Genomic DNA, 13,207 nt, shown 5'->3' on the forward strand with positions numbered 1-13,207 from the left:
TAAACTCAATGTAGCTAAGCAACAAAAATTACAACAATACACCCTTCATAAATAATACAGCAACTGTAAAGTAAATGATAAGGCCGGTAACATCAACCAAAGTAGCCACAAACGGCGCAGATGAAGTTGCAGGATCGGCACCTAATTTCTTTAAAACCAATGGCAGCATAGAGCCCGCCAGTGACCCCCATAATACAACACCTATCAATGAAAAGCCTATGGTAAAGCCTACCAATATCCAATGCGGGCCGTACATGGTGCTAAACAAACTAAAAGCGGCTATCCTGAAAAAGCCTATGATACCCAAAGTTATACCCAGCATTAAACCGGATATGATCTCGCGGCGCATAACCCGCCACCAATCGGCAATGGTAACCTCGCCCAGTGCCATGGCTTGTATAATTAATGTTGATGCCTGCGAGCCGCTGTTCCCCCCGCTTGAAATGATCAGCGGAATAAACAAGGCCAATACAACCGCTTTTTCAATTGCGTGCTCAAAAAAGCCCATTGCTGTGGCGGTAAGCATTTCGCCCAAAAACAATATTACCAGCCAGCCTACACGCTTTTTAACCAGTCGAAACAGGTTGATATCCAAATAAGGCTCATCCAGGGCCTCGGTACCACCAATCTTCTGAATATCCTCGGTATACTCTTCATTGGCTATCCAAAGAATATCATCAACCGTTACAATACCAAGCAAAATATTGTCAGAATCTGTAACCGGCAATGCTGTACGGTTATTCATCCTGAACACGTTTATCGCATCTTCCTGCGGGTCGTTAGCGCTCAGGGCAATTAGGCGGCCGTCCATCAAATCGCTTACCTTAGTTTCGGGCGTTACCAACAATATTTCACGGATCCGGATATCATCCAGCAAAACGCCATTCTCATCAATCACATATATAACATCAATGGTTTCGGAGTTTTTACCATAGCGGCGAATGTGCGAAAGCACGCGGGTTACATCCCAGTTCTTTTTAACGGCTATGTAATCGGGCGTCATTAAACGGCCAACACTGTCTTCCTGGTAACCTAATAGCGATAATGCCTCCTTACGGTCGGCGGGCGATAGGTGTAGTATGAGGGTTTTAACAGCATCGCCATGTAATTCACTAAAAAAAGCAGTACGGTCATCCGGCGGCAACTCATTAATGATCTCCCCTACTTTTTTACCCGAAAGTTTTTTGATGATCCGTTCCTGAGTAGGGAAATCCAATATCCTGAATACATTAACCGCCCGGTTAATGGAAAGGGTTTCAATAAATAAGGGGCCATATTCCGGAAGTTCATCAATCAGTTCTTCAACATCCGATATATTAAGGTTATTCAAATATTCCTTTAACTGGGTATTATCACCTTCCTGCAGTAATAATTCTATTTGCTCAACCATTTCTTCCATAAAATCACCCTCTTATTTACATGTTTTTGCCTTAATTTATACTCTGTGGTAGCGCTGGCAAAAGTCGTTTATTTTTTCAAATTACAAGGCAGTTTTTTCTGTTATCTTTGCGCCTTAATTTGAGTGGGCGGTTTGCAGTTTACTGCAAGCAGTTAGCGCGCTCATTTAGAGTTTACAATTTAAAAATTAGAGTTTAACAAATGGGTTTACAATGTGGTATAGTAGGCTTGCCAAACGTGGGTAAGTCAACACTTTTTAACTGTTTATCAAATGCCAAGGCACAGGCGGCAAATTTTCCGTTCTGTACCATTGAGCCAAATGTGGGTGTAATTACCGTGCCCGATGAACGCCTTACAAAACTGACAGAGATTGTTAACCCAAAGAACGTTGTTCCGAATGTTATTGAGATAGTTGACATTGCAGGCCTTGTTAAAGGCGCCAGTAAAGGCGAAGGTTTGGGTAACCAGTTCCTTGCTAACATACGTGCTACAAACGCTATAATACATGTGCTGCGCTGCTTTGATAATGATAATGTGATACACGTTGATGGCTCGGTTGACCCCATCCGCGATAAGGAGATCATTGATACGGAACTACAGCTTAAGGATTTAGATTCGATAGAAAAAAAGATCCAGAAAGTTGAAAAAATGGCTAAAACAGGCGGCGATAAGGAAGCTAAAAAAACTTACGACGTGCTAACCATTTACAGGAACCATTTACTGGAAGGGAAATCTGCCCGTACCGCCCCTGTTGCTGAAGAAGACAAAGAATATATTGAAGATATATGGCTGCTTACCGCAAAACCTGTTATGTACGTATGTAACGTTGATGAAGGTTCTGTTAACACCGGTAACGCTTACGTAGAACGCGTAAAAGCGGCTGTAAAAGAAGAGAATGCTGAGGTACTGATTATATCGGCACAAATTGAAGCGGAAATTGCTGAGCTGGAATCATATGAGGAACGCCAGGAGTTTTTGAATGATTTAGGCCTTGCCGAATCTGGCGTAAATAAGTTAATTAAAGCGGCTTACCGCCTGCTTAACCTGGCTACATACTTTACAGCAGGTGTACAGGAAGTACGCGCGTGGACCATTACACAGGGCTTTACAGCTCCGCAGGCTGCAGGTGTTATCCATACCGATTTTGAAAAAGGATTTATCCGCGCCGAGGTAATAAAATACGAAGATTTTGTTAAGTTTAACGGATCTGAAGCTGCTATTAAAGAAAACGGTAAACTGGGAGTTGAAGGTAAAACCTACGTGGTTGAAGATGGGGATGTAATGCACTTTAGGTTTAACGTTTAGGCGTACCAAACAATTATTTAAACCACATATTAACCGTTTGCAGGCAATGAAAGCATTGTATACTTTAAATAGATGTTACTTAAATTATACAATAGCATTAATGCTTGCATTGCTGTCATTTCAAAAAAATGTATTTGCGCAGGCCGAATTTATGCCCTACGGGAATTTAAACGGGATACGCATTAAAGGCCAGCTAATGCCATTTAACACCAGTATTGATGTTGCAGGCAATAGCTGGCTAAAAATAAAATCGACAGGCAAGGAGCTTCAAAAACCTAAGTTTAAACGTACCGGCAACCTGCAGGTGGTAAATACCGCTATAGATAGCCTTGGTTTTGTTATAACAAACGAAGACATTGGTAACGGCAAAATAAAGCTTACTGTAAAATGTACGGTAAACCAGGATATTACTGTAAAAGGTGTTTATTTAGGCGTAAGGCTTCCAAAAACAATTTATACAAACAGCACGGCCGACATTAAGCGATCGGGCCCAACGCCGCAATCGCCTGTTACGGTTATTAGCTTTAAGGGTAACCAGCAGGATATAACTATTACGCCGGGGCAGCCATCGGCAATGATACAGCCCAATAATGATACGCTAAAATACATCCAGCTATACTTCCCGGTTTGTGAAAGCAAACTAAATAAAGGCGATGTTTTTGAAAGATCTTATTTCATAAACGTAACCGGTATTGTTGATGAGGCAGATGCCATCATGCAAATGGATACCACAAAAGCCGGAAGAAACTTTATGGGCCTGGGTGGAAATTTCCGCCTGCAAAATAAAACCGATCCGCAGGTAATTGACTACTGTCTTAAAAACTTAAATGTAGTTTGGGGCCGTGTAGAAATGCCCTGGCATAGCTGGCAACCGGCCATAAACCGCGACCCTATTGCTGCAGCCGACAGCGGTTTTTTAGATGAGCATGTTAAAAGATCAATGGAGATGGCGCAAAAGCTCTATAAGCTGAACATCCCGGTTATTGTAACTGCATGGGCGCCACCGCAATGGGCAGTTGTTGGGCCATTAAAATACGGGCCCGATAAAAATGGCGTTTGGGGCAATCCCCTGCTTGCAACTAATATGCAACAGATCTATAAATCCATCACCGATTATATCATCTATTTAAAAGATCATTACAACGTTGAGGTTAAATACTTCTCCTTTAATGAATCTGACCTGGGGATAAACATCAGGCAAACTGGCAGGGAGCATGCAGATCTGATAAAAGGTCTTGGTGCTTATTTCAAATCAAAGAACTTATCAACCAAACTGCTTTTGGGTGACAATTCGGATGCTACAACCTATAATTTTATCTATCCGGCTATGAATGACCCGGAGGCATTGCCTTACATTGGCGCGGTATCATTCCACTCCTGGCGCGGATGGGATACACCAACATTACAAAAATGGGCCGATGCTGCAAAGAAACTAAACCTGCCCCTGCTTATAGGCGAAGGTAGTATTGATGCGGCCGCCTGGGCTTACCCTGCTTATTTTGAAGAAGAATCATACGCATTAGAAGAGATAAACCTTTATACCCGCCTTATAGCTATTTGCCAGCCGCAATCCATCTTACAATGGCAGCTTACTGCAGATTACTCGCCTTTAGCAGGTGGTGGCATTTTTGGTGATAATGGGCCGCTAAGGCCAACGCGGCGTTTTTGGCAGCTTAAACAACTGGCATCAACGCCATCAAACTTATACGTTTTCCCGCTTGAAGTTAACAATGACAACATTTCCTGTACCGCGCTGGGCAATTCATTCACCGGTAGCTATAGCTTTCATGTGGTAAACAACAGCGCTGCCAGAACCGTACATTTAAAAGGCTTGCCCAATGCGGTGAAGGCGCTTAATATTTACTTAACGGATAGTAAGTACAATATTAAAAAAGTTAAAAAGATAAAGGTTAACAATCACGAAGCTGAATTTAAACTTGGCTCGAGGTCTTTTACAACTCTTAGCACCAATTAATAAGATAGATTAGCCGATTTTCATATCTTTGCGCCAAAATGTTCTCGTAGTTCAATGGATAGAATTATGGCCTCCGAAGCCGTCGATATGAGTTCGAATCTCATCGAGAACACATTTAAAAGGCGGGTAACTAAGTAGTTACCCGCCTTTTTCTATGCTTTGTTGATAATGTAGGTGGCTTACGGTATTATATTGATACCTTTACCCCCCACACATGGAAGAAAGAAAATACCTTACAACCTGGAGAAAATATATCCCGGTTATTCGCCTGCATCTTAAGAGAAGCCTTGCAGAAGAGCAGAGTTTTAAATTAAATATAACTGATTTTGAATCTGCCGGCGACCGCGGTAAATCTGGCTACACTTTTAGTTTAGCTATGGAAAACGGTAAAGTTACCAATAACATCAGCGGATCTGCTGTTGCACGTGACCTTTACGAAGCCCTTAAAACGGACGAGACTATAAAAGCTATGATTCAGGATAAAGCTATAAAGATAAGTGTGGGTAAATCTTTTGTACTAAGTATAAAAACAACTCACATCTCTTCTTTTAAAACAGAATAGTAAGCAAGTCCAGCATAAAAACTGCGTCATTGCCGGCACGAAGCAATCTTCGACATGCTTGCAACCGATGATGTGGAACCCCACGACAAGTATTTATTAAAAAATATTGATTTGTCATCCTGAGGAACGAAGGGTCTACTCCTTCACTCCTTTCAGGATGACAATTTCATTTCTATTTCAGAGCATCAGCAGCATAGGCACGGCATATTTTTACTTCTTGTACCGCATCTGAACCGGCCGGGATATTATATTCCAGCTCAATTGTTGCCGGGAATTTATACTTGTTCTTTTTCATTAAAGCCAGCACGTCTTTAATCGGTGTATCGCCTTGGCCCCATACCGCGTTAGGGCCGTTGTTAAACTTACGGTCCTTAATGTGCATGCTGGTTATGCGGTCGTGATATTTTTCAATAAAAGGAATAGGGCTGCTGCTTGTGCCCGATGCATAATGCCCAATATCAAGGTTTATAGCGTTGTATTTTGATTGACTAAGGGCGGTATCCCACAAGGTTGGTGTAGCCTGTGTGTGCGCATGATAACCTACATACATTTTATGTTTAGTGGCCAGGTCGCCCAGGCGTTTGGTCTGCGCATCGTCAGGCAGCTCTACGGTAACATGTGTAACGCCTAATGCTTTGCCTGCGTTAAAAGCATATTCTATTTCGGCATCGCTGTTTTTGGCACCCAATGCATTTGGTTTCCAGGCATAAATAGTTACACCTGCATCATTATACATTTTACGCAGCTCTTTAAATTTATCCATTGATGCCCCGGCACGCCACTCGGCTATTTTAGGCCCAAACTCAGTCCAGTTCTGTCCCTGTTCTCGTTTTGGCGCCCCGGCATAAGCTTCGGCGGCATCACCCATTAACTCAATGGCGTTAATGTTGCAGTCAATGCAATATTTCAGCAAATCTTCGGCAGTGCCGGGCATGCTCCTGAACGAATAAGTGATTACCCCTATTTGCACGCCATTAATAACAGAATTTGGTTTAGCGGCACTTAAAAGAGAGCCTGCAAATGATGTTTTTGAAAGGAACAGCATGGATGTTGCGGCAAGTGCACCGCTGCCAATAAACTGGCGCCTGCTTAGGTTTTGCTTTTTCATAATAATCTCCGGTTTTTGAGAGGTAATTGGTTTAAACCAAAGTTATTAATTTAATCATCCGGGCAAAATCTGTATTAAAAGTGTTACCTGGGAAAAGAGGCAAGAGGATAAGAATCAAGAGACAAGACTGAAGTGCACAGTAATTTATGCCTTTGCATACTTAGCTTAGGGATTATTCCCCCAGCAACCCTTCGTTATCCTTCAATTCCACGCCGGATAATTTCCGTTTGAAAGCTTCCTGAACGAGATAGAAAATTTTATCGGCAGCAGTGGCGGGGTCAAGGCCGCCGGGGCGGATGTTGGAGATGCAGTTACGGGAATTATCTTTTAGTCCGGGTTTAGGATTGTAGGTTAAATAAGCACCCATACTATCAGCCGCGCTGAGACCGGGGCGCTCGCCAATGAGTATAATGGATAGCCTGGCGTTTAGCGCGTCGGCAATAGGGTCGCCAATGGCTACACGCCCCTGCTGTACCAGGCACAGCGGACCAACCTTTAATTTTGCAGCTGAAAATTTAGGGATAAGCAGCTGTAATAAAGCCAGTGCATTTTCATCAATAGCCATGGCTGATAATCCATCGGCAATAATAATAACCACATCGTCGCCGGTTATCTGATCGGTTAGCCGGTTTATAGAATACTCATCAAGCAACCTGCCCAGGTCAGGCCGTTGCAGGTATTGGGCACGGCTCTCTGCCCTGCTGTGCAACTGTAAAACAGGCAGGTTAAACTGCATCAGGATCTCCGTAAGTTCTTCGCTATCCATAACGGAATATACCGCGTCACGGGCATGGGCGTGGGCCAGTTTAAACTCCAGTGACTGTTTGGTGGGGATACTGCTACCTGTGCTGCCAATAGCTATCCGCGCCGGAGTAAACTCCTTTAAAAAACTTAGCGGATCGGGTTCATGCTTAATTATTTTATCCATAAGCTTCCCATATTTTTAAGCAAACCAGCCGCCGCAGTAGCCGACCGGTTGCCTTTGTCATCAAATATCCCTTGCTTTAATAACCATTGCTCAAACTCAGGCGCGGGTTTTAAGCCAAGCACTTTACGCACATATAAGGCATCATGGAACGAGGTAGATTGATAATTGAGCATAATGTCATCAGAGCCGGGTATGCCCATTATAAAGTTGCAACCGGCTACACCAAGCAGAGTAAGCAGATTATCCATATCATCCTGATCTGCTTCGGCGTGGTTGGTATAGCAAATATCTACCCCCATTGGCAGGCCGAGGAGCTTTCCGCAAAAATGATCTTCCAATGCGGCCCGGGTTATCTGTTTACCATCATACAAATACTCCGGACCAATAAAACCCACTACTGAATTTACCAACAGCGGTTTAAACTTTTTAGCGATGGCATAGGCCCTTACTTCGCAAGTTTGTTGGTCTACTCCGTGATGCGCATTTGCTGATAGCGCGCTGCCCTGCCCTGTTTCAAAATACATTACATTATTGCCGATACTTCCCCGGTTCAAACTTAGCGTTGCCGAATAAGCTTCTTCCAGAATATTCAGGTTGATACCGAACCCCGTGTTTGCCTTCTCTGTCCCGGCGATAGATTGGAAGCATAGATCGACAGGCGCATTTTGGTTGATCAGATCAATAGTGGTAGTAATATGGCTCAGCACGCATGATTGTGTGGGGATCTCAAACTGTTGCCTAAGCGTATCGATCAGCGTTAAAATTTTCATGACCGCTGTGGGGCTGTCCGTGGCGGGGTTAATGCCTATCACCGCATCGCCGCTGCCATACAGTAAACCTTCGATCAGGCTTGCTGCAATTCCTCTCGGATCATCAGTAGGGTGATTGGGTTGCAGGCGGGTAGAGAAATGCCCTTTGAGCCCGATTGTATTACGGAACCGTGTAACAACCTCGCACTTTTTTGCTACGGCTATCAAATCCTGGTTACGCATTATTTTTGATACCGCCGCGGCCATCTCTGGCGTAATAGCATCAGCAACGCTTTGAAGAATAAGTGTGTCGGTTTCGTCTTTCAGCAGCCAATCACGTAAGTCGCCAATAGTTAGGTGGCTAATGGTATTAAACGCATTTTTATCGTGGTTATCAATGATAAGGCGGGTTACTTCATCATCTTCATAGGGAATAACAGCTTCATCCAGGAAATTTTTTAAAGGCACATCGGCCAGTGTGATCTGGGCAGCAACACGTTCCTCATAGGTATCGGCACTTAGGCCCGCCAGCGCATCACCGGTACGGAATGGCGAGGCTTTTGCCAGCAGCACCCGCAGGCTATCAAACCTGTAAACTTTACCGAGTATGGTGTGCTGGTACATTTTAATTAGTGAATTGGAGAGTTAGTGAATTAGTGATTTTAGCATCATTAATTTATTAGCGAATTGGCGTTATTGCTTCTAATTGCCGGGGTGTATCCAGCATTGCATCGTCCAGTATCTTTATTTTATGTTTACCCATCAGCATAAATATAATTACACATACCGCCAGCCCGGCAAAAAAGATCAGGCTGATATAAAAGTTGTAATACATAATAGCCACCATACACACAGCTGATAACACCAGTGCAATTGCCGGGAATACCGGGTAAAAAGTCGCTTTAAACGGCCTTTCTAAATTTGGTTCTTTAGTGCGGAGAACAAACAGGCTTATCATACTCATCATGTACATAACCACCGCTCCCATTACCGATAAAATAATGATCTGGCTGGTTGTACCGGTATATAAAGCCAAAAAACTGATTACGCCGCCCGCGATTATGGCCCAATGCGGCGTTTTAAATTTCTGGTTTACCACTGCCAGGCCTCTTGGTAAATAACCACTTCTTGCCATAGCAAATACCTGGCGGGATGATGCCAGGATAGTTCCATGAAAAGAGGCTATCAATCCAAATAAACCTATACTGGCAAATAGTTTTGTTAGTCCGCTGGACTTACCTAATGCTATGCCTACGGCTTCTGGCAGAGGGTAGTCCAGGCCGCTTAGTTTACGCCAGTCGGTAATGCCGCCGGTAAATATCATTACCCCTAAAGCTAAAAATACTAAAGTTGCCAGGGAAGAAATATAACCTCGTGGGATGTTACGTTTTGGATCTTTTACCTCTTCGGCAACCATAGCTACGCCCTCAATGGCAAGGTAAAACCACACCGCGAACGGCAGCGCGGCAAATACACCACCCCAGCCAAAAGGCATAGGGTTGTTTAAATAATTTTCCATTTTAAAGTGCGGGGCAACCACGCCCATAAACAGCAGCAATTCGGCCACGGCCAAAATGGTGATAAACACAGAGAACGTTGCCGATTCTTTTACCCCGGATATATTCAGCACAATAAATACCACATTAAAAAATACTGCCGACCAAAAAACGTCCATTCCGGGATATAAAAAATGGAGATAGCTGCCCAGTGCGAAGGCTATGGCGGGTGTGGCAAACAAAAAATCTATAAGGGTAGCATACCCGGCAATAAGCCCTCCAAATGGCCCCATAGCCCGGTAAGAATAGGCAAATGCACCACCTGCATGTGGTATAGAAGTGGTAAGTTCGGTATAGCTAAAAATGAAAGTGACATACATTACGGTGATCACCAGTGTGGCTATTAAAAAACCGATGGTGCCCGAGACCGCCCAGCCAAAATTCCACCCAAAATATTCGCCGGAGATAACTAAACCTACAGCAATGGCCCATAAATGTACGGGCTTCAGTACTCTTTTAAGTTGCTTGTTATCCGGTTTTTCCAAAGGTATTATTTATGAAATTTACACTGCCTTAAGATACTGATTAAAATTATTCAAACAAAAACATCAATATTTAAAGTTATTGTTAATACTATCAAGTATAAAAATCCTTCTGTAACATTTTAATGCAAACTATTATCTTACACATGAAAATGTAATTTTTCACAGGCATGCAATAACATAGTAGTAATGTTTTACTAACAAGTATTTAATATTAACGCTTTTGTTAAATTTGTGCTTCCTAATTAAGTTTAATAGTGCCCCAAATCGACACCACTACAATAAGACAAGTCTGGACATCTGCCCTGCAAACTCATTATACGCGATATAAAATTTTAGCAGGCTCCTTTATTGTTGCCGTTATTTTATCTACGCTGCCATTATTTTTCCACCAGATCCAAAAAAGACAAGGTGTAATACTAAACGATTGGGTGCTGGCCCAGCTCCCTCCTTATAATGTTTCAGTATTGATATTTGCCTGCATCTGGGGCATGGCCCTGCTCATATTATACAGGGCTTTATACAAGCCCGAGATATACATTAACTACGTTTGGACACTCATTTTTATCAATATTGCCCGCATTATATCCATCAGTATAATACCCCTTGATCCGCCGCATGGCTGGGTAAATTTAATTGACCCGCTTACAGGGATATTTTATGGCAATGTGGTTATTACCAAAGACCTTTTCTTTTCGGGCCATACATCAACAATGGTTTTAATATTTCTTTGCCTTGAGAAAAAGTCTGATAAAATTATAGGTTTTATTGCAACCATAGCGGTAATGGCACTATTACTTGTACAGCATATTCATTATACAATTGATGTATTGGCGGCCCCAATTATTGTGTACATTCTTTTCAGGCTTACCAAATATTTCCTAAAGCGCGATCATACCCGCCAGTGGTAAATTAGCCTCTGTTCTTCTGTATAAACTCCTTGTGTTTAGTACATTTAAACATTAAATTTATAAGCTGTTATAACCCCAGCTTTTACTATGCCAGCCAACTTTAAATCAGTTAAGAGGAATATCCTTGTCGCGATATTTCTGTTATTCAGCGTATACGTTAGCGCGCAACAACAAACGCCCCGCCAGTTGTTTCCCGGTTTGTTTGAGGCCGTACAATCATCAGATGTTTTTCCGGATAATAAAACCTTTGTGGATTGCACCCCAAAGTACGCTCCCAACCTTATCATGAAAGCTTATAATGAGCAATTAGGCAAGGCCGGTTTTAACCTGAAGGAGTTTGTAATGGCCAACTTTACCGTGCCCGGTGGTGTTACCCACGCTTTTACAACCAATATTGAAGATGGGATCCGCAAGCATATTGATACGTTATGGCAAGTATTACAGCGTAAACCCGATGCTGCTTCAAAACTATCGTCACTGGCGGCGCTGCCTAACCCCTACATTGTACCGGGTGGCCGATTCAGGGAGATCTATTACTGGGACAGCTATTTTACCATGCTGGGCCTGCAGGAAAGCAAACAGTTTAAGGTGATCAATAATATGATTGATAATTTTGCTTACCTCATAGATACTTACGGTTTTATCCCTAACGGGAACCGTGCATATTACCTAACCCGCTCACAGCCTCCTTTCTTTTCGTTAATGGTAAACCTGCTGGCAAAAAACGAAGGCAATAAAATATTGATCAAATATCAGCCGCAACTGATAAAAGAATACAATTACTGGATGCTGGGTTCGGCTGCTTTAGCGAATAATAAGGCGGCCCATCGTGTGGTACGTATGGCAGACGGAACCTTGCTTAACCGTTATTGGGATGAGAGTGATAAACCGCGGGAGGAATCATACATCAAAGATGTGGATGCCGCTAAAACCACCAAGCAATCGCTGCCTGTTTTTTATCATCATATAAGGGCGGCGGCCGCTTCCGGCTGGGATTTTAGCAGTCGTTGGTTTGATAGCTCGGCAAAGCTGGCTACCATACAAACTACCGATCTTGCCCCTGTAGATCTGAATTGTTTAATGTACAACCTGGAGCTTACCATTGCCAACAGTTACCAGGCACAGGGTAACCTTGCACAATATAAAGTTTACCAATCCAAAGCCGATACCCGCAAAAAAGTGATACTGAAATACTTTTGGGACCCGAAAACCAACTGGTTTCAGGATTATAACTGGACCACCAGGCAGTTCTCCGCCATACCAACTTTAGCTGCTGTTTTCCCGTTGGAATTTAAGATAGCTACCCCAGAACAGGCTCAAAAAATAGCCGACGGATTAAAAGCCAACTTTCTGAAACCCGGCGGACTGGTTACCACCCTCAACTTTAGCGGCCAGCAATGGGATGCCCCAAACGGATGGGCACCACTGCAATACATGGCTATTGACGGCCTCGAAAACTATAATCATCGTGAACTTGCCAAAGATATTGCCACCCGCTGGACACGGCTAAACATCCGCGTGTTTAAACAAACCGGTAAGCTTTTAGAAAAATATAATGTAGTTGATACCAGCCTAACCGCAGGCGGCGGTGAATACCCTCTGCAAGATGGTTTCGGGTGGACTAATGGTGTGCTGTTAAAGCTGATGAATAAGTACCAGTTTGATAAGCAGGGAGATTAAATATGAGAGAAATATTGTCTGCTGACTTTTTAATTTCGATTGTTTGGATAAATGAATTCAACTTATTGAAAAACATCTGTAATGTAAATGTCCTATGTATTGAAAGCGATAATGAAGTAGTGTATTCATTAAATTTTACGGATATTTTATATACAGCTTATCGTCAAGAAAATATTGAGGATGAATTTGAAGTAATTGAGACTACTCTTTCCAAATTCAATGATTCAAAAACAGTAAACTTTATGCACTCGAAATCAAGACAAGATTATTGGATTATCGAATTTATAAGTGGTCTGCATACTTTAACCATTTCCTTTAAAACACTAACCTGCATCAAAGCATAAAATAAAATTCAGGGCGTTACCTACGGCCCGGGCTATGCGCTCATACTACACAGGCATTAGCCACAGGCCGGTATCCGCTCCTATCCATTAGGTTTGTTTTATATTTAAAAGATATCGCAAGTCAGAGGTGAACCAGCTCCGATCCTAGGTGTGGAGACCTATTTAGGGATTCGGTCCTCTGACTTTGCTATGCTTCGGGCTTAAATAGA

General features: G+C 42.8%; 11 protein-coding genes and 1 tRNA gene. 7 read left to right on the top strand and 5 right to left on the bottom strand.

The features are described 5' to 3' along the window. Positions 1-28: 28 nt before the first annotated feature. The gene (mgtE, locus tag WC743_RS16915) at positions 29-1,399 is read right to left on the bottom strand and encodes a magnesium transporter (RefSeq protein WP_373013743.1); all 1,371 of its coding nucleotides are present in this window, start codon (positions 1,397-1,399) and stop codon (positions 29-31) included. Between the two features lie 200 nt (positions 1,400-1,599). On the opposite strand from mgtE, the gene ychF reads away from it, so the two are divergent. The 4 genes from ychF (at position 1,600) to WC743_RS16935 (ending at position 5,240) form a co-directional block, all read left to right on the top strand. Then, entirely contained in the window at positions 1,600-2,703 is a 1,104-nt protein-coding gene (gene ychF / locus WC743_RS16920) for a redox-regulated ATPase YchF (RefSeq protein WP_373013745.1), read from the top strand. A gap of 100 nt (positions 2,704-2,803) precedes the next feature. Continuing rightward, positions 2,804-4,678, top strand: a complete 1,875-nt coding sequence (locus WC743_RS16925) for a hypothetical protein (RefSeq protein ID WP_373013746.1) — start codon at positions 2,804-2,806, stop codon at positions 4,676-4,678. Between the two features lie 40 nt (positions 4,679-4,718). Beyond that, positions 4,719-4,790: transfer RNA gene (locus tag WC743_RS16930), tRNA-Arg, on the top strand. 102 nt (positions 4,791-4,892) lie between these two features. Further along, positions 4,893-5,240 carry a hypothetical protein gene (locus WC743_RS16935; RefSeq protein ID WP_373013748.1) on the top strand — a complete coding sequence of 116 codons (348 nt, stop codon included), beginning with the start codon at positions 4,893-4,895 and terminating at the stop codon, positions 5,238-5,240. Between the two features lie 172 nt (positions 5,241-5,412). Here WC743_RS16935 and WC743_RS16940 read toward each other — a convergent pair whose 3' ends face one another. From WC743_RS16940 to eat, 4 genes are all read right to left on the bottom strand, one after another. Next, on the bottom strand, positions 5,413-6,348 hold the full coding sequence (locus WC743_RS16940; RefSeq protein WP_373013750.1) for a sugar phosphate isomerase/epimerase family protein: 936 nt from the start codon (positions 6,346-6,348) through the stop codon (positions 5,413-5,415). Positions 6,349-6,520: 172 nt separating this feature from the next. After that, complete coding sequence (gene eutC, locus WC743_RS16945) at positions 6,521-7,276, bottom strand: ethanolamine ammonia-lyase subunit EutC (protein WP_373013751.1); 756 nt, start codon at positions 7,274-7,276, stop codon at positions 6,521-6,523. Beyond that, positions 7,264-8,649, bottom strand: a complete 1,386-nt coding sequence (locus tag WC743_RS16950; protein WP_373013753.1) for an ethanolamine ammonia-lyase subunit EutB — start codon at positions 8,647-8,649, stop codon at positions 7,264-7,266. The genes eutC and WC743_RS16950 overlap by 13 nt, the downstream gene beginning before the upstream one ends. A 55-nt stretch (positions 8,650-8,704) precedes the next feature. Further along, a complete protein-coding gene (eat, locus tag WC743_RS16955; RefSeq protein ID WP_373013755.1) occupies positions 8,705-10,066 on the bottom strand; it encodes an ethanolamine permease in 1,362 nt (453 codons plus the stop codon). 254 nt (positions 10,067-10,320) lie between these two features. Here eat and WC743_RS16960 point away from each other — a divergent pair, with 254 nt between their 5' ends. From WC743_RS16960 to WC743_RS16970, 3 genes are all read left to right on the top strand, one after another. Beyond that, positions 10,321-10,974, top strand: a complete 654-nt coding sequence (locus WC743_RS16960) for a phosphatase PAP2-related protein (protein WP_373013757.1) — start codon at positions 10,321-10,323, stop codon at positions 10,972-10,974. Between the two features lie 87 nt (positions 10,975-11,061). Then, positions 11,062-12,654 carry an alpha,alpha-trehalase TreA gene (treA, locus tag WC743_RS16965; protein WP_373013759.1) on the top strand — a complete coding sequence of 531 codons (1,593 nt, stop codon included), beginning with the start codon at positions 11,062-11,064 and terminating at the stop codon, positions 12,652-12,654. A gap of 2 nt (positions 12,655-12,656) precedes the next feature. Beyond that, positions 12,657-12,998 carry a hypothetical protein gene (locus tag WC743_RS16970; RefSeq protein ID WP_373013760.1) on the top strand — a complete coding sequence of 114 codons (342 nt, stop codon included), beginning with the start codon at positions 12,657-12,659 and terminating at the stop codon, positions 12,996-12,998. The last annotated feature ends 209 nt before the right edge of the window (positions 12,999-13,207 follow it).

Source organism: Mucilaginibacter sp. (assembly GCF_041660805.1).
GTDB lineage: Bacteria > Bacteroidota > Bacteroidia > Sphingobacteriales > Sphingobacteriaceae > Mucilaginibacter.

What these genes read in the sequence shown, in the direction of transcription:
- mgtE (WP_373013743.1), bottom strand. Translation starts at nt 1,399, where the DNA reads ATGGAAGAAATGGTTGAGCAAATAGAATTATTACTGCAGGAAGGTGAT.
- ychF (WP_373013745.1), top strand. Translation starts at nt 1,600, where the DNA reads ATGGGTTTACAATGTGGTATAGTAGGCTTGCCAAACGTGGGTAAGTCA.
- WC743_RS16925 (WP_373013746.1), top strand. Translation starts at nt 2,804, where the DNA reads ATGCTTGCATTGCTGTCATTTCAAAAAAATGTATTTGCGCAGGCCGAA.
- WC743_RS16935 (WP_373013748.1), top strand. Translation starts at nt 4,893, where the DNA reads ATGGAAGAAAGAAAATACCTTACAACCTGGAGAAAATATATCCCGGTT.
- WC743_RS16940 (WP_373013750.1), bottom strand. Translation starts at nt 6,348, where the DNA reads ATGAAAAAGCAAAACCTAAGCAGGCGCCAGTTTATTGGCAGCGGTGCA.
- eutC (WP_373013751.1), bottom strand. Translation starts at nt 7,276, where the DNA reads ATGGATAAAATAATTAAGCATGAACCCGATCCGCTAAGTTTTTTAAAG.
- WC743_RS16950 (WP_373013753.1), bottom strand. Translation starts at nt 8,649, where the DNA reads ATGTACCAGCACACCATACTCGGTAAAGTTTACAGGTTTGATAGCCTG.
- treA (WP_373013759.1), top strand. Translation starts at nt 11,062, where the DNA reads ATGCCAGCCAACTTTAAATCAGTTAAGAGGAATATCCTTGTCGCGATA.
- WC743_RS16970 (WP_373013760.1), top strand. Translation starts at nt 12,657, where the DNA reads ATGAGAGAAATATTGTCTGCTGACTTTTTAATTTCGATTGTTTGGATA.